Source organism: Henriciella algicola (genome assembly GCF_003576245.1).
Classification (GTDB): Bacteria; Pseudomonadota; Alphaproteobacteria; order Caulobacterales; family Hyphomonadaceae; genus Henriciella; species Henriciella algicola.
This window is the reverse complement of sequence record NZ_QWGA01000004.1, coordinates 1-21,860: the sequence shown is the minus strand read 5'-3', so window position 1 is coordinate 21,860 and position 21,860 is coordinate 1. Positions and strand designations below refer to the sequence as shown.

14 protein-coding genes and 2 pseudogenes are annotated in these 21,860 nt (G+C 54.4%); 11 read left to right on the top strand and 5 right to left on the bottom strand.

Annotation, left to right across the window (positions count from 1 at the left end; translation table 11 throughout):
* Positions 1–150 precede the first annotated feature (150 nt).
* The 11 genes from D1222_RS08210 to D1222_RS08165 all read left to right on the top strand — a co-directional run bounded on the left by D1222_RS08210 (position 151) and on the right by D1222_RS08165 (position 13,641).
* Entirely contained in the window at positions 151–4,326 is a 4,176-nt protein-coding gene (locus D1222_RS08210) for an RHS repeat domain-containing protein (RefSeq protein WP_182481917.1), read from the top strand.
* A 12-nt stretch (positions 4,327–4,338) separates the two neighbouring features.
* Positions 4,339–4,776 (top strand): hypothetical protein, encoded by a 438-nt coding sequence (locus tag D1222_RS15655; protein WP_147371834.1) that lies wholly within the window; start codon positions 4,339–4,341, stop codon positions 4,774–4,776.
* 623 nt (positions 4,777–5,399) lie between these two features.
* A complete protein-coding gene (locus tag D1222_RS08205) occupies positions 5,400–7,487 on the top strand; it encodes a secretin N-terminal domain-containing protein (RefSeq protein ID WP_119453789.1) in 2,088 nt (695 codons plus the stop codon).
* On the top strand, positions 7,484–8,161 hold the full coding sequence (locus D1222_RS08200) for a hypothetical protein (protein ID WP_119453788.1): 678 nt from the start codon (positions 7,484–7,486) through the stop codon (positions 8,159–8,161). The genes D1222_RS08205 and D1222_RS08200 overlap by 4 nt, the downstream gene beginning before the upstream one ends.
* A complete protein-coding gene (gspG, locus tag D1222_RS08195; protein WP_119453787.1) occupies positions 8,136–8,573 on the top strand; it encodes a type II secretion system major pseudopilin GspG in 438 nt (145 codons plus the stop codon). Before D1222_RS08200 ends, gspG begins: the two co-directional genes overlap by 26 nt.
* Positions 8,566–10,173 carry a GspE/PulE family protein gene (locus tag D1222_RS08190; RefSeq protein WP_182481916.1) on the top strand — a complete coding sequence of 536 codons (1,608 nt, stop codon included), beginning with the start codon at positions 8,566–8,568 and terminating at the stop codon, positions 10,171–10,173. Before gspG ends, D1222_RS08190 begins: the two co-directional genes overlap by 8 nt.
* The gene (locus D1222_RS08185; RefSeq protein ID WP_119453785.1) at positions 10,170–11,348 is read left to right on the top strand and encodes a type II secretion system F family protein; all 1,179 of its coding nucleotides are present in this window, start codon (positions 10,170–10,172) and stop codon (positions 11,346–11,348) included. Before D1222_RS08190 ends, D1222_RS08185 begins: the two co-directional genes overlap by 4 nt.
* Positions 11,349–11,380: 32 nt before the next feature.
* A complete protein-coding gene (locus D1222_RS08180) occupies positions 11,381–11,716 on the top strand; it encodes a hypothetical protein (protein ID WP_119453784.1) in 336 nt (111 codons plus the stop codon).
* Entirely contained in the window at positions 11,670–11,975 is a 306-nt protein-coding gene (locus tag D1222_RS15965) for a prepilin-type N-terminal cleavage/methylation domain-containing protein (protein ID WP_407646736.1), read from the top strand. The genes D1222_RS08180 and D1222_RS15965 overlap by 47 nt, the downstream gene beginning before the upstream one ends.
* Entirely contained in the window at positions 11,966–12,826 is an 861-nt protein-coding gene (locus tag D1222_RS15650; RefSeq protein WP_147371833.1) for a hypothetical protein, read from the top strand. Before D1222_RS15965 ends, D1222_RS15650 begins: the two co-directional genes overlap by 10 nt.
* Before the next feature lie 2 nt (positions 12,827–12,828).
* Entirely contained in the window at positions 12,829–13,641 is an 813-nt protein-coding gene (locus tag D1222_RS08165) for a hypothetical protein (RefSeq protein ID WP_119453781.1), read from the top strand.
* An 86-nt stretch (positions 13,642–13,727) separates the two neighbouring features.
* On the opposite strand, the gene D1222_RS08160 is transcribed toward D1222_RS08165, so the two are convergent.
* The 5 genes and pseudogenes from D1222_RS08160 to D1222_RS08130 form a co-directional block, all read right to left on the bottom strand.
* The gene (locus D1222_RS08160; RefSeq protein WP_119453780.1) at positions 13,728–14,066 is read right to left on the bottom strand and encodes a hypothetical protein; all 339 of its coding nucleotides are present in this window, start codon (positions 14,064–14,066) and stop codon (positions 13,728–13,730) included.
* A 48-nt stretch (positions 14,067–14,114) separates the two neighbouring features.
* On the bottom strand, positions 14,115–14,462 hold the full coding sequence (locus tag D1222_RS08155) for a hypothetical protein (RefSeq protein WP_147371832.1): 348 nt from the start codon (positions 14,460–14,462) through the stop codon (positions 14,115–14,117).
* Positions 14,463–14,984: 522 nt separating this feature from the next.
* Positions 14,985–15,329, bottom strand: a pseudogene (locus D1222_RS08145) (DDE-type integrase/transposase/recombinase); the annotation flags it as partial.
* 23 nt (positions 15,330–15,352) lie between these two features.
* Positions 15,353–16,533: pseudogene (locus D1222_RS08140) on the bottom strand (IS3 family transposase).
* A 977-nt stretch (positions 16,534–17,510) separates the two neighbouring features.
* Positions 17,511–21,710, bottom strand: a complete 4,200-nt coding sequence (locus tag D1222_RS08130) for an RHS repeat domain-containing protein (RefSeq protein WP_182481915.1) — start codon at positions 21,708–21,710, stop codon at positions 17,511–17,513.
* Between the last annotated feature and the right edge of the window lie 150 nt (positions 21,711–21,860).

Sequence of the window (21,860 nt, the reverse complement as noted above, 5' to 3'; positions counted from 1 at the left end):
AGTCGAGTTCCCTACACCTAGCCAACTTTTTTCGCCTTGAGTGACAGGGGCCCGCACTCCTTCAAGCCAAAAGTTCCTAAAACACAGGTTGACAGCCTGGTGGGTGATCGGGACTGTTGCTGAAGGTTAATGGGTTTCGGGGGTTTGAAAATGAAGTCGGCTTGGTTGGTGACGCTTGGCGTCAGCTTTGCGTTTTTGGTTCCGGCTTCTTATGCGCAACTGCCGCCCTTTGATACGATCAATGACGAGCCTGCCGCTCTTCCAGAGAACAATACCGCGCTTAATAGCGGCGGGGTTGATCAGTTCTCTGGCAGCTATGGCATGTCATTCGAGCTGGCGCGGATTGGCGATCCTGGTGGGCAAGGTGGCCTTAGCTATTCGCGATCTTTCTCCAATCTGAGCTGGCGCAATAACCTCGGCGGCGGTGTGTACGAAAGCAGCACGACAGGCCGGTTCACCGTTCGCTACGGTAATTTCACTGAAGAATTCACGCTCACAAATCCGTCTTTAGGCACCTACGCTCCGTGGCGCCCGACTGTATCGACGCTCGAAGAAGATGTAAGCGGCGGAAGCTGGGGTGATTTCACCTACAAAGCTTCGGACGGTAGTGTCATCGAGTTTTCTGGAGACCTTCGCGATACGTCGATCGGATTGCATGCCGCCATCACGAGTGTGACCAGACCGAATGGTGAGGTCATCACCTATGACGGTCCAAATGTCTCAAGCAGCCTCGGCTATCAGCTACGAACCGAGGACGGCAATTCACTCATCAACTCCGCGTATAAGTATTGTGACGTTACGCTCGACAATTGTAGCGGCCTTCCGTCGGGCAATTGGCCGAGCGCCTCAGGCCTCACAAACTCTGCAGGCGAAACCTACAGCGTGACCGACACAGCCGTCGGGAATAACACGCAAATCCAGGTGACCTCTCCAGAAGGCGTGTCCACGACAGTCACCCTCGACAGTAATGGCCGGGTCAGCAGCCGCGCCTATGCGGGCAATACCTGGACCTATTCGAGCTCGAGCACATCAAGCCAAACGCAATCGACGGTGACCGGCCCAAGCGGCATTTCTCAAGTCTCGACTTATAATAGCGACGGTCAAATCCTCTCTGCCGAGACCATACCGTCTGGGCAGACAAGCGGGCTTGGTGTCACCTACACTTACAAAGATGGGCTCCCTGAGACCGTAACATATCCTGAGGGCAATTCGGTCGTATACAAATTCGATCCCCTTGGACGGTTGGAAGAGATCCGCGAAAAAGCAAAACCCTCTTCAGGTGTGCCGGACAGGGTCGTTAGTTTCACCTATGCAGCCTGCGGCCCCACGACCTACAAATATTGTAGCAAGCCGATTACGGTGACGAACGAACGCGGTCTGATCACTAAATATAGCTACTCCTCAGCGCATGGCGAAGTTATCCGGATTGAGCATCCGCGGCCAAATTCGAGCGCGGATTATCCTATCCAGACATTCGGCTACGTTCAGAAATATGCCTGGGTCAAGGCAAGCTCGGGTACCTCGCAAGTTCAAGCGTCGGCGCCTGTCTGGCGCCTCGTTCAGAGCCTTCGGTGCAGTGTCCCAAGCCAGACTGACAATTGCGTCGGCAACTCCTCTGCGATCGAGGTAACCGATTATGCCTATGAGGCTGGCAACTCATCGACCCCGAGCAATGTCCTGCTCAAGTCGGTCACGCGCCGTTCTGTCGACTATTCGATTATAGCGACGACCGCCTACACCTACGACACGTGGGGACGTGTCACCAAAGTCGATGGTCCTCTTGCTGGCGATGATGACAGCTCTTGGTACGAATATGACCATATGGGCCGCGTGACGTTGACGACGGGGCCGGACCCCGATGCGAGCGGCGGCATGCAGCATTCATATGCCGCGATCAGCTACAATGATGATGGCCAGACAATCGAGCAAGAATCCGGGTCCGTGAACGCACCGAGCGGAAGCCGGAGCTTCTCCCCAATATCTGTCGCGACGCAGTTCTACGACACTTATGGCCGTCAGCAGAAGACGCAGCTGGTTGATAGCTCGAGCGCTGTCATATCAGTGAGCCAGGTCAGCTATGATAGCGTGGGACGGCCGGAATGCGCCGCGCTACGGATGAGCCCGACCAGCTATAGCTCGCTACCAGCATCAGCCTGTACTCAGTCTGGCGCCGGCATCGACCGGATCACCAAGACTTTCTACGACAGCTATGGTCGGCCCTGGAAAGCCACCAGCGCATTTGGCACGTCCGCTGCGCGTGACCAGTCGGTGAGCTATACAGATAACGGTCAGGTCGAAACCATTACCGATGGCAGAGGGGCCCGGACCACTTATGAGTATGACGGTCTCGATCGGCTCGTAAAAACGCGCTATCCTGATCCGTCTTCGTCAGGCGCAAGCTCTACGACCGACTTTGAGCTTGTAACCTACTGGGTCGATAATGGCTTATCGACCTCCGACGTGCACACCGCAAAGAACCGGAACGGTGAGACGTTCGGCTTCGCTTACGACAATCTGGGCAGGATCGCTGATATCTCCCGTCCATCTGGGCTGTCAGCGCTGAGCTACACCTATGATGGCCTTGGGCATCAAACGTCAGTCACGTCGGGCGGCACAACGCTCAGCTATGGTTGGGACGTTCTCGGCCGGATGACGTCAGAGCAAAGCGCGATCGGCACTGTCTCTTACCAGTATGATAGCGGCGGACGGCGCACGCGGATGACATGGCCGGACAGTGTCTACATCACTTATGAATACCTTGCAGGTAGCTCGGCGCTGACGACCATTCGTGAAAACGGCTCCACGCCGTTGGCGTCGTTCACCTACGACAGCCAAGGTCGCCGCAGCGCGCTTGGCTATGGCAATGGGGTGACGACAACTTATGGCTATGATGACGCGTCCCGCCTCTCTGATCTCAACATCAGCGTGCCGAACGATACCGACTACAGCGTCGAATATGACTACACCTACAATGCGAGCGGTCAGATCGTTCAGAGACAGGTCTCTAACTTCTCCTATGCCGATCAGCTGCCTGCATCGGGCCACAGCTACGCCTATGACATGCAGAGCAAGCTCACCTCAACCGACTCGCAGTCTGTCACGCATGATGCACGCGGCAACCTCACCAATGATGGCAACCAAAGCTATGCCTATGATGCTGAGAACCGCCTCACCAGTGTGAACTCGGGAACCTCGCTCAGCTACGACCCGGCCGGCAGGCTGACAACGGTGTCGGATACGGCCAATACCAAGATGCTCTATGACGGTGTTCAGCTCATTGGCGAATACGATAATGGCGGCAATCTGCTACGGCGCTACGTGCACGGGCCTAGCCTGGACGAACCGCTGGTTTGGTATGAAGGCTCAGGCGTCAGCTCTTCCACCCGCCGGTACATGAGTGCAGACGAGCGCGGGTCGGTGACCCTGCTGAGCGCTGCGTCAGGCACGTCCATCGGGCTCAATCAGTTTAGCGTGTTCGGTGAACCGAGCGCTGACAATGCAGGACGGTTCGGGTACACCGGACAAGCCTGGATACAGGAAGCTAGCCTCCACCACTACCGGGCACGGGCCTACAGCGCCAGCCTCGGACGGTTCCTGCAGCCGGACCCGATCGGATACGGCGACGGGCTAAACATGTACGCCTACGTCGGAAATGATCCGGTGAATATGATCGATCCGTGGGGGCTGGAAAGCGAATGCGGTACGCCGGGGCTCCAGGAAGAGGATGACCCTACGGTCGATTGTCAAGATACTGTCGTGGTTATTGGTCAGATCATAGAGTCCGTTAGTACCACATGGCTGCCCGCGCATTTGCTTTTCGGCCAACTCTATCACATCTACTCTCCACAACTGTATCAAAGTGGTGGTGGAGGAACGGGAGCACGACTTATTTTGGCGCAGAGCAGGGTGCCAAATTTGCCCGTTTTCTATGATAGATGCATCCGCCAGGAGACAGGGCCGAATAATGGTGAAGAAGATTTCGTATACATCCCCGCTCAATTGGCGGCAAAGGCAACAGAAAAATTCGTTCAACATTCATCCTCTAGGAACGCGAAAGGGAATCCACAGAGTGTTTTCGCCAGGGAGATCTATAGTGCTGGAAGACTTATTGGAGCAGCTGAATTGGCTGCAAGGACTGGAAACTCAGTCCCAGCGGCATTCCACCGCAGAAGAATTACAATGAATATGGGATTCCAGACCGGCTTTGATGAACGCAGCAATAACAACACGACAACGTATCTTACTCTGATATTTTCCACTCCTAAACCCTATAAGGACGGACGGATCCTTCGAGAATTGGTTAGCGTTTACCCGGGCTGCCCGTAAGGGTGCGAAGCCATGGATAATTTTTACATCTCCATTACACCAGATGTGGGAATTGCGCCGAATACTTATTCGATTGATTCTGTACTTCCTATTAAAATGGTTGCAATAGCTGACGGAATTGGCGGGAAGTATGATTTGGAATTCGTTTTGAGGGGAAAAAGGTACGGATACTGGCCTGACCGGATCGCAGAAGTTCTAGTCGATCTTTTAGCTGGAATTGAAACACTCGAAAAAAGACGCGACGCACCAATATCAATTGCCGGATACACGGTTCTTCTTGCGGAATTTGTAAATAGTGAGGTCCGGCTGTACGAACCACATCTTTATTCAAATTCGGGGAAAGAAGCAGCACTGGCAGGCGTTTTCAGTGTTGATCAGATGATCTGTGAGTACAAAACATCCTTAACTAATTTATACTACTTCATTGAGTGCAAACTGAACCAAAAATAGATTCTTCGTTTGCTGTCCGGTAACTGACATTGATGATGTCAATAGCCCATCTGCTGAGTCCCGACTTTGGTCCAGGCACATTCTTGCGCCGCGCAAGTCTGTAGCCCAAAATAAGGTGGGATGACGGCGCTGTTTTGTCGCCAGAGCCCCTTTATTCATCGAGACACAGCGAACAACATTCTCGTTGATCGAGTGTTCTCTGCCACCCTCTAATCGTAGTGTGCTATAGATCTGGCCAATCGAGATCACGCTCCGTAAGTAAAGAAAAGATCGCGACTTTTAAAACGGCACTCAAGGCTATATCAAGTGCCTCGCTTGTGTAACACGACCAACATATATTTAAATTTCCGACAGAGATGTAGCACGTGTAGGGGATACAGCCGCATCGAACTCTGCGGCCCGCCGCCAATAGGACGGACCAGTCTCGCACCTAATTAATCTATTTTCGGTTGTTTGGACTCAGTTGATCAGGCTAGGCTAGGAACTGGCTCAATATCAGCCATTTTTCGGCTATGAGCATTAAAATACCGCGTATAGATACTCCGAGTGGCAGCAACGGTTCACAGGGGTTGGTTCGATGTATGTACGCAGATCTAATGCTAGCTGGCGAAGACTTGTAGCCTATGTATATTTTTTGCGCGCTCCAGACCTCCAAGCACAAGCTAAGTCAGTTTGCTACACCTTTCGTGGCCCTAGTTTGCGCCGTGGCTACCGCCTGCGCAGCGCAAACGCAGATGCCGAGACGATCCTCGGCTTGGCCACCACCTCCGGTGCCTCACGCAGATCAAATTGAAACAGCGCAGATCGCCCCTGAAGAAGCATCCAGCACTCAGGTTGATCGCCGCGTCGGTTCGGCCGAATTTCTGGGAAAACCTGAAGCAGGAATATCGGCGCAGACCGCTGGTGGTAATAGCGCGCCGACCGAAAGCTTCATCTACAGAGATGCAGCACTCGACACTGTTCTTAACGCTGTTCTGTCCGAGACTTACGGCTTGTCGTTCGCGATAGATCCAACCATTCAAGATCGCATCACGATCCGCCTCGAAAACATCGCTTCAGCTGATCAAGCGGTTGAAGCACTATCAGGCGCTTTGCGGATGCAGGGCTATAACCTGATCCTTCAAAACTCGGTTTACTATGTGACGCGACGCGGGGATACGGCCGCAAACGAAGTAGGCGGTGTAGCGCTTATCGGTCCCAATGGACTAGTGCCGAAGAACCCTGGCAGCGCCGCAATCATGCTTCAGAATTCGAGAGCTGAGGACATTTCCAACATCCTCTCCGAACTCGGCTTTGGCGAAGTTGTCGGCCCATTCGTTGAAAGCCGGAACATGATTCTGCTCTCCGGTGATCCGATAAAAGTGACAGAGGCGGCGCAGGTCGCAGCAAGCCTTGATGTTGACTGGCTGTCAGCAATCTCGACGGCCATAATCGCGATTAACTACACGTCGGCAAGTGCCATTCAGGATGAGCTCGAAACCATTTTCCGCCAAGATGGCACGGCAGAGTTTATCGCTCTTGATCGCCTGAATTCGCTGCTCGTTCTTTCTCAGTCTGACCAAAAGATCGACCAAGTGCTGTCTTGGATTGACCGTCTCGACAGGCAAGCTGAGCAAACGCTCTCCAACGACACCTTGGTCTATGAACCAATGCACTTAAACGCCGTGGATCTCGTCGCGTCGGTCGGCGAGCTTTTTTCGGGAGAACAATCGGCTGGCGTTTCCACACCCAACATTCAAAGTCCCAGTCTGGGCACGAGCGGTCCCGACCTATCTTTGAGCCGCCCCGATAACAGCCCATTAGGCCCGTCCATAAGCACTGTTTCGGAGGACGGCCTGAAAATATCAGCAGACCAGAATCGCAATGTGATTTTGGCGCGTGGCAACAACGCGGCGTTGAACGATTTGCGATCGGTCCTACGCCAGCTCGATCAACCACAACAGCAAGTCTTGATCGAAGCGACAATTGTTGAGGCAAACCTTACCAATGAACTCCGCTACGGGGTGCAATGGTCGCTGATTGAAGACCAGATCCGTGAGACGTTTACTGACGCCGCTTCGGGCGCGGTTAGCAGCCGATTTCCCGGCTTTTCCCTTGCCTATGTCAGCGCAGATATCGAAGCAGTCGTGAACGCACTTGCAAACGTCACAGATGTTGAAGTGATCTCTTCACCACGCGTCACAACGCTAAACAATCGAAGCGCACTTCTTCAGGTTGGTGATCAGGTGCCCGTCATCTCGCAGACCGCCGTAAGTGTAACCGATCCTAATGCGCCGGTCGTAAATTCAGTCAATTTCAGAGACACTGGCGTGATCTTGAGCGTGACGCCGCGCATACGTAGCGGTGGTCTAATCGAGATCGATATTATTCAGGAAGTATCGGGGGTCTCAGAGACAACGACCTCTGGGATCGACTCGCCCACCATCTCTCAACGCCGCATTCAGAGTACGCTCGTTGTCCCTGACGGATCGACAGCCGTACTTGGCGGACTAATGAGTTCTACTCGGTCTCTGACGGAAACTGGCGTTCCCGTGCTGAAGGACGTACCAGTACTCGGGAAACTGTTCAGCGCCACAGGTGATGCTGACAGGCGGTCAGAGCTGGTCATTTTGATAAGGCCAACGCTGGTCACAGATCAGCAAAGGCGGCCTGCTCTATCTGCTCGCCTTGTCGAAGCATTGATGCGACTTCGCCCAGAGATGCTTCGGTGAGGCACGAAGACGGGTACGCGACCGCATCAGTCTTGGGATTGATCGCGGTTTTGTCGCTGCTCTCGTTCTCCCTGATGAATTTGTCCCTTACCGAGCTTGATCGCTCCAGACAGGCGGAAGCCTTAGTCAAAACCAGATTGGCGCTGCAGGGTACCCTGTATCAACACGTGCAAGCCGATCTTGAAAGACCTGACTCCTTTCGGCTTGGCACGACGAGCTCGACTTGGGATGGCATCTCACTAGAGGTGCGTCGCTCTGACGACCAGAAACGCTTCAACCTTCTAAGAGACACGCTTTCGGAGAATAAATCCGGCAGCGCTCGGAGTCTAAGCCCAGAGGTTGAAGCCCTGGTCAATGAGGCCCAGCGAAGCGACCGCGATCCTTCCAACTGGCAATTGGCATATTTGAAGAAGCCCGCGCGACTGAGCGATGAGAGCTGGGCCTGCATCATTGATGAGGTTTCTTTCTACAGATCGACATTCAACCCCATCGCAACTGAAAGGCCGCAATCGCTCGACGGCGCTCTGGTGCGCTATGATGTATTTACAGCCGAAGACCAATCGCCCACTCTGTATTTGCGCGCTGTGATCCTCTTCACCGGCGCCCCTGAACGACCTATTGAGATTATGGACTGGAGCTTCCCTGAACATGGCCCGCCCACCAGCTGCCCTTAAAAACCAGCATGGCTATACGCTCACCGAACTTCTTGTCGTTCTGGTCATTCTGGGTCTTATCGCCGCCGCCATTACGCCTCGCATTATCGGGCGCCTGGATAGCTCCAAGGTTGAAGCGGCCCGTATTCAGCTCGACACCTTATCGGCGTCGGTCGATATCTATTATATCGATAACAGACGCTACCCCTCACCTGATGAGGGGCTTTCGGTGCTCCTGACGCGGCCAGACAATCTTCCGACATGGAACGGTCCCTATGTGCGAACAGCCTCGAATTTGATCGATCCATGGGGCAACCCTTTCGCCTTTGAGCCGCCCAATGGGGATCAGCCGGCGCGCATCATCAGCTACGGCGCAGATGGCGCGCCCGGTGGCTCTGGCCAAGAGGCCGATCTGGTATTTCCAGATGTTTGATCACGCATCAGACTATGAAGGACTGACAGAGCCGATTGAGGCATTGATCGAGTCTGGCCAAATCAAACAGGCCTCACTTCAACGCGCCCAAAGCATCAGCGAGCGCACGGGCAAGCCGATCGAGGTTATTCTCAACCAGATGGGCGCTCTCAGCGATGATGTTCTCGCAAGACATTATCAAGTTTCGACGGGGAGGCCTATCGTGCCGGTAGAGAGCCTTCCGACAGAGATTGTTGGCGCCGACCTCGCTTCGCCTGAATTCCTGCGAAAGCATAAGCTGCTACCACTCTCTATCCAGACGCGCACTTTTCAGCTGGGCATGGTCACGCCGACTGACGAAAATGCCTGCGCAGCTTTGGAATTTGCGTTTCGGCGCAGAGCTGAAGTGTCAGTCCTTCGCGCAGGCGATTGGCAGAAAGCCTTCTCACGTCTGTATGAGAAGAAAGACGAAGGGATTGCTTTCGATCTTGAAGCAGACCTGAATTTTTTTGACAGCCAGGACAGAGACGCACCCGTCGTCCGAAAAGTCGCTACTTGGATCTCTGACGCTGCGGACCTCGGCGCCTCTGATGTCCATTTTGAAGCACGTCGCGAGAGTTTTGAAGTCAAGGTCCGCAAAGACGGCGCCCTTCGGTTGATTGCGACTGAGAGCGCTGAAGCCGGGCTTGCCATCATCGCGCGGCTTAAAGTTCTAGCTGGCCTAGATCTTGGCGAACGCCGCAAACCTCAGGACGGCCGCGCCACGATTGTCGTGCGGGGACGCCGCATCGATGTTCGCGCGTCGCTCGTTCCTGCTATCTTCGGCGAAAGCTGCGTCCTGCGACTTCTTGACCGCCCAGACGCAGTTCTGTCGCTCGAGGAGCTCGGCCACTCTGAAGAAGCCGTTTCGGCACTAAAATGGGCGATCTCGCAATCGCAAGGACTATTTCTTGTCGCTGGCCCCACGGGAAGCGGAAAAACAACGACACTCTACGCTTGCATTGAAGCGCTGCGCGACCGCGATATCAAAATCCTATCGGTGGAAGACCCTGTCGAGTATCAGTTCGATCACGTCACCCAGATTCAGGTCTCGGAGAAGGCAGGTGTCGGTTTTGCCGACACGTTGCGCGCCTTTCTGCGCCATGATCCGGAAGTCATCTTCGTTGGTGAGATCCGTGATGCAGAGACAGCGAAAACGGCTGTTCAGGCCGCTTATACGGGTCACCTCGTCTTGGCCAGTATTCACGCGATCGACACGGCGAGGGTAAAAAACAGGCTCGCCGATATGGGCGTGGAGCCCTTCAAGCTTGATGCCTGCTTGATCGGTTCAATGAGCCAACGCCTTGCTCGGAAGGTATGTGATGCTTGCGGCCAAGCAAGAGAGCTGACTGAGCGAGAACAACGCCCATTCCTTGAAGAGGGTCTAACCGCGCCAGCGAACGTGGTTGAGCCCAAAGGATGTTTGCGTTGCGGCGATACAGGAGAGACAGGCCGCTTGAGCGTCAGTGAGATCAGGCTGGGCGATCGGCTGGTTCAATCGCTACGCGCGGACGCGCTCAATAAGGCAGCACAAGGAAAGATATCGCTCAGGCAAGCCCTTAGCGCAGAGGCCATGGATTGACACGTTTTCTCTATCGCTCAGTCACGAAAGATGGCGAACGCCAGTCGGGATTGTTTGAGGCGGCCGACCAAGAAACGGCGCGAAGACTGATACTGGCACGCGGAGAAACCATCCTCGACCTACGTGCTGCCGACAAAGCAAAGAAACTATCATTTGAGCGAAAGGATGTGCTGAGCGAGACGGTCGCAGCCAAGTTCGCCTTGGAGCTCTCGTCTCTTTTGCGCGCGGGCGCGCCGCTTCGGGACGCATTGCGGATCATGGCCGATGGCTCGTCGACCAGCGCGAGCTTGGCCCAAGAGGTGGGTCACAAGCTCGACACCGGAGGCAGTCTCGCCGATGCGCTGCAGCAGCAGGGCCAGATCGGCCGCTTATTGGCGCGTTTTGTCGAAGCGGGGCTTGCAGGCGTTGGTTTGGAAACTATGCTCGCCCGAGCAAGCAAGTTTTTTCAAGATCGCCTCGATACGAGCAAGAAAATCCAATCGGCTCTCGCTTATCCCGTGTTTGTCATCCTGCTGGCGATGACCGCTATCCTCATCATCATCGTTTTTGTAGCGCCGGCGTTAGCACCCGCTTTGCAGGGCCAGGACAACTTCATATTGAGCGTTGCAGAGTTCGGCGCGTTCATTCGAGCGCAAAGTTCGTTCATTCTTCTGTTTATCGCCGCTCTAATCGGTCTCCTATTCCTCTTCAGGAAAAGGTTGAGGCTTCGCCAAAGAGTCCAGAGGCTTGCCAGCAAGCTGCCCCTCATTTCCTCGCTTCAACAGGACATGGCTGCAGGTCCGGCCTTAGACGTGCTCGGGGCGCTCGTTGAGGCCGGGACACCGATCATTGATGCTCTGCGCTCGACTAAGCAGCTTGCCGATTATCCAGCCCAGGATGCGTTCGAAGCTATACTGGAGCGGCTTCAGGATGGCGTGCCGCTGCGACAGGCACTTGTCAAAGCGGATGGATTGCCAAGTGATGTAACAAGGGTCGCGGTTCTCGCAGAGCGAGCTGGAACATTAGGGCCGAGCCTCGTCGAGGCAGGTCGGCTCTGCCGCGAGCGGGCGCTTGATAGGATTAACCGCCTCGCTGCTATTGCAGGACCGTTCTTGGTCGTTTTGGTCGGTGGGCTCGTCGCATCAATGATGCTCTTTGTCTTATCTGGTCTGACATCGATTGGAGAGTCGATGTGAGGCGCGTTCATCGTTCCGAAGCTGGCTACGCCATGATCGATGCGCTCGTCGCTCTGTTGCTCCTTTCCTTCCTCGCCACCACGCTCCTGCTTACTCAATCAATTTCATCACGAGCCGCCATGGAAGCGACAACCCGTAGCACCGCGCTTTCGATTGCCAACTCGGTGCTCTCATCTGCGCAGGCCAGCCAGTCTGGACGCACGCAGGCAAATGGCAGAGACTATGAATGGGTGGTTCGGGTCAGTCTATCACCCGTTGAAGATAGTCCAGAGGCGATGAGATTTGTTGAGAAAAGGGTCACAATTGAGTGGCAGCGCCAAGATGGTGAAAAGAGCTCGATGCAGCTCAGTACGGCAGCCGTCCAATGAGGCCGGATTCACGCTGGCAGAAACGCTGACCGCATTGCTCATCATCTCTCTGGCCACTGCGATTTTTGGTCAGTTTCTGACGATCTATCTGTCTTTCGAACAGCGCCTCGTCGTGGAAATAGAGACCTCTCGAATCGTAATTTCAGAGCTTATCGGTCAAGAAGCTGAGATGGGCGACATCCCGCTAGGCCCTGACGAGTCGCCGGTCACGCTCGCGTCCGATTGCCTCTACGACATTGTGGGGCGTCGATGCCGATGATGAATGTGGTTTTTGATTTTCCTGGCCCCGTCATTCGCACTTGGAGGCTATTTACAAGCCGCATACTCGCAGCGTTGAGGCCGCGCTCTGGAAATACCTACGGACGCACGGCCCCACATCTGCAGACTTGGCAGGCCTGGTCGAGTAGCTATTCAGCGCCGGTCAACAATCTGAAAGAGCTTCGCGCAGGCTTTTTGAATAGCCTACCTGAACTCGTTCCCGTTCCCGTCAGCAACGCAACGATCCTAGTTCAGCAAGGTAGAGGCAAGCAGTCATTAAAATACGCAGTCGTTGACAATGCGGTATGGGCCTCACCTGGGGCATCACCCGCTCTCAATAGGGTTGTCCTAGGCGGCGTGGTTTTCAGAACGAAGAAGGCGATTGATGGCGAGCGTAACACCACTATTCTAGGTATACTGGCAATCCTGTCTCTGTTTCTGCTGCCGACAGCTGTCGCCAATTTCATCACGTCGGATTTAAAAGCCGCGAATGAACTTCTCGCAAATCAGGAATTCACGCTTCGGGCTGAACTCACGCGGCGCGCGCGTTCGGCGCAGCAAACCACAGATCTGGAAGCGTTGATGGAAACCAATCTAGAGCGACTGTCACCCGTCAGCCGACTCGATTGGATTAATCGCCTGTCGGCAGCATATCCGCCAAGCGCTCACTGGACGTATCTAAATATCGCCGAAGAGACAAAAGTGACCGGCCTGTCTGGCGATGCTGGCGAAGCCCTAGCGACGATCACGCAGAGCCTTCCAGATTATAATGCTGCTTTGGAGTCGGATGTTGAGACAACGGCCGACCGGAAAGAGCGCTTCTCTCTCATCGTCTCAGAGCCAGAGCGCTGAGTATGCAACGGCTCGTTCACGCTCTTCAGGGTTGGCTTATCTTAGTGGTGCTAACTAGCGCCGCAGCGCTTAATCTAACAATGACGTGGCAAGAGATTGACGCAAACCATGAAGAAAATGAACGTCTTTCCTTTCAAATAGAAACATATGCCTCGAGGCTTGAGACTATTGCGGAGCCTTCATCAAACGAGGCGGACCTCCTCGAAATGAACGAGACCGAGCTCCAGGCGCGTTTTCAGCAGGTACTGCCACAAGCGGTTCGCAATGCCGGGGGAAGTCTTATCAATCTAGACTTCGCGGCCTCCGAAACGTCCGGAATTGCTCATCTGACCTCCATCCTTGAAATGCAGGGCGATCCAGAAAGCGTGGTGCAGTTACTGCGCTCCATTGGAGCCTATCAGCACCTCGTTATACCGGAGCTCTCGATAAACAGCATCTCAAGCGATGGGTCTGTGCTCTCATATACCATCTTGGGCCATATCTATCCGCCGCAGCTCACGCTATTTCAGAACAGGCGCCAATCGCAGCCGGACGCTTTCCTCTCGTCCAACCCATTTAGTCCGACGCGTGAAGCATTCAGTCGTCAACGCGATAGAGTTGTGGAGCAGGTGCCCGTTCCTGAATTCAGCTTGGTCGGTATCCAGCGAAGGGGAAAAAGTTGGGTCGCCTCGCTCAGGATCAACGGTTTTGCTTTCCCCAAAAATCTAAAAGTTGGTGAGACCATTGGTGAATGGTCAATCACCGAAATTTCTCAGTACGAGGTTACAGTCGAACATGAAAGCGGCATCCTTTCTAATCTCAGGATCACATTCTGAGATTAGAAAGGATGCCGCCAATAAAGTTAGCGAACTGATACAGCGAAAGAAAAAAGCTCGGTCCGGCTGCCCAGTCCGCACCTAACTTAATCTGCCTGCTTGATACCCATCACCATTTTTTCGCAGGCGGTGCTGTCGGTGAAATAAGAAACGCTCACTTTCTCCCCAGACGCTTGAGCAGAGGTGACCGCCTGGGCTTTGCCAGCTGCTAGCATGTCGTTAACGCTAATTCTGAACTTGTTCGCGCAAGATCCGGTCCCGGAGAACGTTGTACCTTCCAAGACGAAGATCGTATTGCCTTCCGAGTCAGTTGTGACGGTTTCGATTTCGCGGTCAGGCGACCAAGTGGTCTCGGCTAACGCTGGTAAGCTAGCCAATCCTGCAGAAGCAATGACGGCAGTTAGCAACTTTGGGAAGCGATTCATTTTATTGACCCTGTAAGGCTTTAAAGACAATTATGTTCGACGCGCAAATCAGCCCGCTTCCGCGGTACCTAAAGCTTTCCCGTAGCAGTTGGGGTCATCCTTATCGTAAACGATTCTGACTGCATGCTGATTCGCAAAGGCGGATATAAGCACTGAGCTGATGAGCCCAAAATTTTCCACGGTAGGCGCAATCACATACACGTTCTGGCAATCCTTGGTAACGCCGGAACTTGTCGGGATCTGCGTGCCGTCGAGTTGAATTAGCAGCCCAGCCTGTTCGGCTCTTACTATCTTGAGTGTTCTGTTTGGACTGTAGTCATAAGTCTCAGCAATCGCGGCAACAGGTTGAATAGCCAGTGCCGCGATAAGTGATACCAGTAATTGTTTTTTGGCCAATGCATCCGCCCCCAAATTTAAGTTAACGTTGCATATTGCTGTGTCCCAGAGCGTTCATTGTCAAGTCTCCTTCAGCCAGATTTTTAGAGCGTATCGCAACTTGGAATTTATTTTTCTCTGGCCCCCGCCAAAAACCTATTCTAACCTGATATGACTGGTGATCAGGGTTCTCAAAGGGTAGGCCATGTTGGAAAGTTTTGTAGCTCTAGGTTTCGTGCTGGTCTTCGGCTCGGAGACTGTGACGTACGAGTATGATGCGCTTGGCCGACTTATTGCTGTGAATTACGAGAATGACGCGTCGATCACCTACACCTACGACGACAACGGCAACAGGACCCAAGTTATCGTAGACCAAGGAACCAGGCCGGATCCGAGTGAATCTGCGAACGTCGACGAAGATTTTATCCTCGTCCCAGCAGGTTCCGCCTGGGTGCTTATGCCAAACGACTAAGCCGCCAAAACTCTATGATTATCGGTTCTCGTCAGATTAGCGCAAACTCGTCGCCGTGAACTTTCTCAGGCCTAGAGAAGCTGGCGATATTCGAGAACGGCGGCGTCACGGTTTTGTTTGAAATGCGATCGTGTTTTGCGGTGACGATAGAGATTGAAACGGTTGCGGAGGGAGCCGTGGGTTGAGGCGAATTTCTGCAGGTTTGATATCTTTTGAAATTTGCTCATCGCCCGCTCGCGGCACCGGAACGGTAGGTGACTGTTTCCGGCACGATTATTAAGATGGCGACCGAGATTCCCGATCTTCTTCATCGCTGTGCCACAAAAGCGGAGGCGATGGGTCAAGACCGTCTTCTGTGTCTCATATCGCCTCATCGCTTTGCGTAGAAATCCTAAAGCCGCGGATTTGCCTCGTGACCCAGCCCCGTGATCCGGGCCGTTTATTCGGAGAGTCTGTTCGCCTTTCTTTCTGTTGGTTGGTTTGAGGTCAAGGCCCGGCGAGCGGAGCCTCCGCGACGCTCAAGCGAGCCGGGCCGGTGTCTGCGGTGGTGAGCGGCATAGGTCAGCGGAGCAAGTCCTCCGAGTGCGGTGTGGGGCCGTGGCGTGTTGGAATCGATCCGCCAGACTTCGATGATGCGCCGGGCATCGCCGAGACTGTCGAAGAGATGCTCGTTCAGGCACTCGTCGCGCAGCCGGCCGTTGAAGCTTTCGACGAAGGCATTTCTGTGTCGGCTTTCCCGACGCGATGTAGTGCCACTCAATGCCGACTTCACGGACCCATCTCAGGATCGCATGACTGGTCAGCTCTGTGCCATTGTCGGAGACGATCATCTTCGGCGCACCCCGCTGGGCGACGAGCTTGGACAGCTCCCTGGCGACCCGCACGCCGGACACGGACACATCGACAACCACAGCCAGGGCTTCCCGGGAGAAGTCGTCAACAACACAGAGCCTGCGGAACCGGCGGCCAACGCTGAGGGCATCCGACACGAAGTCCAGGCTCCAGCGCTCCTTCACCTGCTCCGGCAGGAGCATGGGCGAACGCGTGCCTGTCGCCCGCTTTCGCCCACGTCGCCGCTTCACCGCCAGTCCCTCCTCGGCATAGATCCGGCAGATCTTCTTGTGATTGGCACTGAGGCCCTCCCGGTCCAGCAGGATACCGAGCCTGCGATAGCCGAACCGGCGGCGTTCACCGGCCAGCTCCCGCGACCTCTGGCGCAGCGGCTCGTCTCCGCCATCGCGCTTGTCATACTGGAAGGTGGACCGATAGAGATCGGCCAGCCCGCAGGCCCGACGCTCCGACAGGCCATTGGCTTCCATCACGTGGTGCACGGCCTTCCGCTTAGCGTCGGGCGTCAGAAGTTTTTGTCGCCAGGTCCTTCAGGGCGGCATTGTCCAGCATCGCATCGGCCAGGAGGCGCTTCAGCTTCGAATTCTCCTCCTCCAGCGTCTTCAGCCGCCGGGCGTCCGAAACCGTCATGCCGCCGAACTTTGCCTTGTATTTGTAGAAGGTCGCGTCCGAAATGCCATACTTGCGGCAGATATCGGCTGTCTTCACACCAGCCTCGTGCTCCCGGGCCATCCCTATGATCTGTTCTTCGGAAAATCGTGATTTGCGCATCTGTCATCCTCTTCGTCTCGAGGACTCTGCAAATTCATGGCCGGAAATTACGGGGCTGGGTCTGGCACGCCATTAGTCATCGTGTAGACCTCAGTGATGTGCCGACGTCATCTGGTGCCCGACCAAGCTGCTGAGAACTTCGCTTCTTGATTTCGCTAACAAATCTCGGAGGCAATCGGTTGAAGCAATACCGGTCCGTCTCGTGGCCAACTTTAATCCCACGCTGGTAGCGAAAATATTCAACGTTTCTCGCGGAAGTGGGAAACGGACATGCAGGATCACCGCAAGCGGAATAATCTCGAGAGCGATCAGGCATCCGTTTTCAAGCTATGTTCTTCTGGCAATACCGAGCAAAATACTCTTTTAAACAGTGTTGATATTTGACAGAAAACAGATTCAATTTATTTCCCAGCTCACAATCAGCGACTCTATTTCCTTATTTATACAATATATACTATCTATATACTTATAACCCAGCCAGTAGTCGTACATTAAACTCGACGCTTGGCCATGTATAATGCAAGTTAACTCTCCTAATGAATTATAGGTCGCGCATTCCCCAATAATAGACTCGAATTCGTAATCAGTGAGCGATGGATTTTTGCTGTCGTCTAATACTAAAAAGATTCTTCCAAGCAATCTGATCGACTTGACGATATCACGAATGTCTACGAGCTGCTCAGTGGTGCTCAGCGCTAGCGCAGTATCAATGGTCTTGCGGTAGGGATTACCAGGTAGTGTAGCATATTTCTCGAAAACCCGAACATCCAATTGATGATCGGACGATGAAAATGGCTCGCATGTACTTTCATCCAAGTGTAGCTTGAAAGCAAACTCCTCGTCGGGAGACCGAACTACGTCATACTCACTAGGAACGATGAGGTTAGTTTCACCGATAGATATTTTGTGCCCAAATTTGCAGCCGGGCAGAACTAGTGCGGCCGACACTATTGAGCACCAAACGAGTGTTCGTCTAACTAACATGATGTTAATCCAAGCACCATCGGTCCGTAGTGCTTTGTAATGTTCGGAGTGCCAGCGCCATATGTACTCCTGGGAAGGCCAAATCTTTCGAATACATCCCCGTGATAATTTCCGAACTGGATATTTGTAAGTTGTCCGGTGATGCCGCTTTTTAACGTCAGACGATGAGCGTGCTCTCGCATAATTTCGACGCTGATACGTTTTATTTCGCCGGCGTACATTTCATAATCCCCAGTCAATTTCCTTCTCATTGGACCGGCGTTCATATTCCATTCATAGTCTCCGTTGCGTATCGATAGTTCTTGCACGAGACGCCAGTTGGCATATCCAGCCAATGGCGAACCGCTATTAAAGGCTGTCTTAATTGCTGCGTCCGCCCAACGGTCACCAGCGCGTGCACGAGATTCCCAAAAGTGTGCCCTCCAACCGTTCACTGCAAACCAGGCTTCTGGGCCGCTCAACGGGGCGGTCGAACAGGTTCCTACACCTGCTGGGGCGGCCTCCACCGGGCTCTCATTCGACCATCCCAGAACCCAATAGTATACAAAGGAATCCACTGATTTGAGCCATGCTGCAAGCTCGACATCGTCACAGGTATAAGAGTAAGGGCACCCATCGTCTTTAGGGTCTGGGTTTCCCGGCGGATCTTCTCCAAAGGTGCCTGTAGGGTCAATTAAGCTCACCGGATCGTTTCCGACGTATGCGTACATGTTTAGCCCGTCGCCGTATCCGATGGGGTCTGGCTGCAGGAACCGTCCGAGGCTGGCGCTGTAGGCCCGTGCTCGATAGTGGTGAAGGCTAGCTTCCTGTATCCAGGCTTGTCCGGTGTACCCGAACCGTCCTGCATTATTAGCGCTCGGTTCACCGAACACGCTAAACTGATTGAGCCCGATGGACGTGCCTGACGCAGCGCTCAGCAGGGTCACCGACCCGCGCTCGTCTGCACTCATGTACCGGCGGGTGGAAGAGCTGACGCCTGAGCCTTCATACCAAACCAGCGGTTCGTCCAGGCTAGGCCCGTGCACGTAGCGCCGTAGCAGATTGCCGCCATTATCGTATTCGCCAATGAGCTGAACACCGTCATAGAGCATCTTGGTATTGGCCGTATCCGACACCGTTGTCAGCCTGCCGGCCGGGTCGTAGCTGAGCGAGGTTCCCGAGTTCACACTGGTGAGGCGGTTCTCAGCATCATAGGCATAGCTTTGGTTGCCATCATTGGTGAGGTTGCCGCGTGCATCATGCGTGACAGACTGCGAGTCGGTTGAGGTGAGCTTGCTCTGCATGTCATAGGCGTAGCTGTGGCCCGATGCAGGCAGCTGATCGGCATAGGAGAAGTTAGAGACCTGTCTCTGAACGATCTGACCGCTCGCATTGTAGGTGTAGTCATATTCGACGCTGTAGTCGGTATCGTTCGGCACGCTGATGTTGAGATCAGAGAGGCGGGACGCGTCATCATAGCCATAAGTTGTCGTCACCCCATTGCCATAGCCAAGCGCGCTGCGGCGACCTTGGCTGTCGTAGGTGAACGACGCCAACGGCGTGGAGCCGTTTTCACGAATGGTCGTCAGCGCCGAGCTACCTGCAAGGTATTCATAAGTGATGTAGACACTGTCCGGCCATGTCATCCGCGTGCGCCGTCCGCCGCTATCATACTGGTAAGAGACAGTGCCGATCGCGCTTTGCTCTGACGTCATCCGGCCGAGAACGTCCCAACCATAGCTGAGCGTTGTGCCGCCCGACGTGACTGACGTTTGATGCCCAAGGCCATCATAGGTGTAGCTCAGCGCTGACAGCCCAGATGGACGGGAGATATCAGCGATCCTGCCCAGATTGTCGTAAGCGAAGCCGAACGTCTCACCGTTCCGGTTCTTTGCGGTGTGCACGTCGGAGGTCGATAAGCCATTATCGACCCAGTAGGTTACAAGCTCAAAGTCGGTCGTAGAGCTTGCGCCTGACGAAGACGGATCAGGATAGCGCGTTTTTACGAGCCGATCGAGACCGTCATACTCATAAGTGGTCCGGGCCCCTCTGCCATCGGTAATGGTTTCGACCTGACCGTTATCTGTATAGCTCACCGACTGGTCACGCGCAGCGGACGTGCCAAATGCGCTGGTGGCTTTCCAGGGCCGACCATAGCTGTCGTAGAAAGTCTTGGTGATCCGGTCGATGCCGGCGCCAGACTGAGTACAGGCTGATGCTGGTAGCGAGCTATAGCTGGTCGGGCTCATCCGTAGCGCGGCGCATTCCGGCCGTCCCACGCTATCATAGCTGACCTGGCTCACTGATATGACAGCGCTCGAGCTATCAACCAGCTGCGTCTTCTGCTGACGGCCATAAGTGTCGTAGAACTGCGTCGCGACAGATATTGGGGAGAAGCTCCGGCTTCCGCTCGGTGCGTTCACGGACCCGGATTCTTGCTCGATTGTCTGGCCATCATCATTGTAGCTGATCGCGGCATATGAATGCTGCATGCCGCCGCTCGCATCGGGGTCCGGCCCCGTCGTCAACGTCACGCGGCCCATATGGTCATATTCGTACCAAGAGCTGTCATCATCGCCAGCAAGAGGACCATCGACTTTGGTGACACGTCCCCACGTGTCGTAGGTGTAGGCGGTCGTCGCTATAATCGAATAGTCGACAGAACGGCGCGTGACCGACTTGAGCAGGACATTGCTCGGGGTCGATGAGTTGCCAGCCTCATAGGCATAATCGGTTACCTCGATCGCAGAGGAGTTGCCGACGCAATTGTCAGTCTGGCTTGGGACACTGCACCGAAGGCTCTGAACGAGGCGCCAGACAGGCGCCGACGCTTGAACTTGCGAGGTACCCGAGCTTGCCTTGACCCAGGCATATTTCTGAACGTAGCCGAATGTCTGGATAGGATAATCCGCGCTCGAATTTGGCCGCGGATGCTCAATCCGGATAACTTCGCCATGCGCTGAGGAGTAGCTATATTTAGTGATCAGACCGCGTTCGTTCGTCACCGTAATCGGCTTGCTACAATATTTGTAGGTCGTGGGGCCGCAGGCTGCATAGGTGAAACTAACGACCCTGTCCGGCACACCTGAAGAGGGTTTTGCTTTTTCGCGGATCTCTTCCAACCGTCCAAGGGGATCGAATTTGTATACGACCGAATTGCCCTCAGGATATGTTACGGTCTCAGGGAGCCCATCTTTGTAAGTGTAGGTGACACCAAGCCCGCTTGTCTGCCCAGACGGTATGGTCTCGGCAGAGAGGATTTGACCGTCGCTATTATAAGTCGAGACTTGAGAAATGCCGCTTGGGCCGGTCACCGTCGATTGCGTTTGGCTTGATGTGCTCGAGCTCGAATAGGTCCAGGTATTGCCCGCATAGGCGCGGCTGCTGACCCGGCCATTACTGTCGAGGGTGACTGTCGTGGACACGCCTTCTGGAGAGGTCACCTGGATTTGCGTGTTATTCCCGACGGCTGTGTCGGTCACGCTGTAGGTTTCGCCTGCAGAGTTTGTGAGGCCTGAGGCGCTCGGCCAATTGCCCGACGGAAGGCCGCTACAATTGTCGAGCGTAACGTCACAATACTTATACGCGGAGTTGATGAGTGAATTGCCGTCCTCGGTTCGTAGCTGATAGCCGAGGCTGCTTGAGACATTTGGACCGTCATAGGTGATGACCTCACCATTCGGTCTGGTCACACTCGTGATGGCGGCATGCAATCCGATCGACGTATCGCGAAGGTCTCCAGAAAACTCGATGACACTACCGTCCGAAGCTTTGTAGGTGAAATCACCCCAGCTTCCGCCGCTTACATCTTCTTCGAGCGTCGATACAGTCGGGCGCCACGGAGCGTAGGTGCCTAAAGACGGATTTGTGAGCGTGAATTCTTCAGTGAAATTACCGTAGCGAACGGTGAACCGGCCTGTCGTGCTGCTTTCGTACACACCGCCGCCGAGGTTATTGCGCCAGCTCAGATTGGAGAAAGATCGCGAATAGCTAAGGCCACCTTGCCCACCAGGATCGCCAATCCGCGCCAGCTCGAATGACATGCCATAGCTGCCAGAGAACTGATCAACCCCGCCGCTATTAAGCGCGGTATTGTTCTCTGGAAGAGCGGCAGGCTCGTCATTGATCGTATCAAAGGGCGGCAGTTGCGCATAAGAAGCCGGAACCAAAAACGCAAAGCTGACGCCAAGCGTCACCAACCAAGCCGACTTCATTTTCAAACCCCCGAAACCCATTAACCTTCAGCAACAGTCCCGATCACCCACCAGGCTGTCAACCTGTGTTTTAGGAACTTTTGGCTTGAAGGAGTGCGGGCCCCTGTCACTCAAGGCGAAAAAAGTTGGCTAGGTGTAGGGAACTCGACT

Bases quoted from the DNA above. Each gene is read 5' to 3' on its own strand.
- D1222_RS08210 (WP_182481917.1), top strand. From the start codon at position 151: ATGAAGTCGGCTTGGTTGGTGACGCTTGGCGTCAGCTTTGCGTTTTTG.
- D1222_RS15655 (WP_147371834.1), top strand. From the start codon at position 4,339: ATGGATAATTTTTACATCTCCATTACACCAGATGTGGGAATTGCGCCG.
- D1222_RS08205 (WP_119453789.1), top strand. From the start codon at position 5,400: ATGTATATTTTTTGCGCGCTCCAGACCTCCAAGCACAAGCTAAGTCAG.
- gspG (WP_119453787.1), top strand. From the start codon at position 8,136: ATGGCCCGCCCACCAGCTGCCCTTAAAAACCAGCATGGCTATACGCTC.
- D1222_RS08190 (WP_182481916.1), top strand. From the start codon at position 8,566: ATGTTTGATCACGCATCAGACTATGAAGGACTGACAGAGCCGATTGAG.
- D1222_RS08180 (WP_119453784.1), top strand. From the start codon at position 11,381: ATGATCGATGCGCTCGTCGCTCTGTTGCTCCTTTCCTTCCTCGCCACC.
- D1222_RS15965 (WP_407646736.1), top strand. From the start codon at position 11,670: ATGGTGAAAAGAGCTCGATGCAGCTCAGTACGGCAGCCGTCCAATGAG.
- D1222_RS15650 (WP_147371833.1), top strand. From the start codon at position 11,966: ATGCCGATGATGAATGTGGTTTTTGATTTTCCTGGCCCCGTCATTCGC.
- D1222_RS08165 (WP_119453781.1), top strand. From the start codon at position 12,829: ATGCAACGGCTCGTTCACGCTCTTCAGGGTTGGCTTATCTTAGTGGTG.
- D1222_RS08160 (WP_119453780.1), bottom strand. From the start codon at position 14,066: ATGAATCGCTTCCCAAAGTTGCTAACTGCCGTCATTGCTTCTGCAGGA.
- D1222_RS08130 (WP_182481915.1), bottom strand. From the start codon at position 21,710: ATGAAGTCGGCTTGGTTGGTGACGCTTGGCGTCAGCTTTGCGTTTTTG.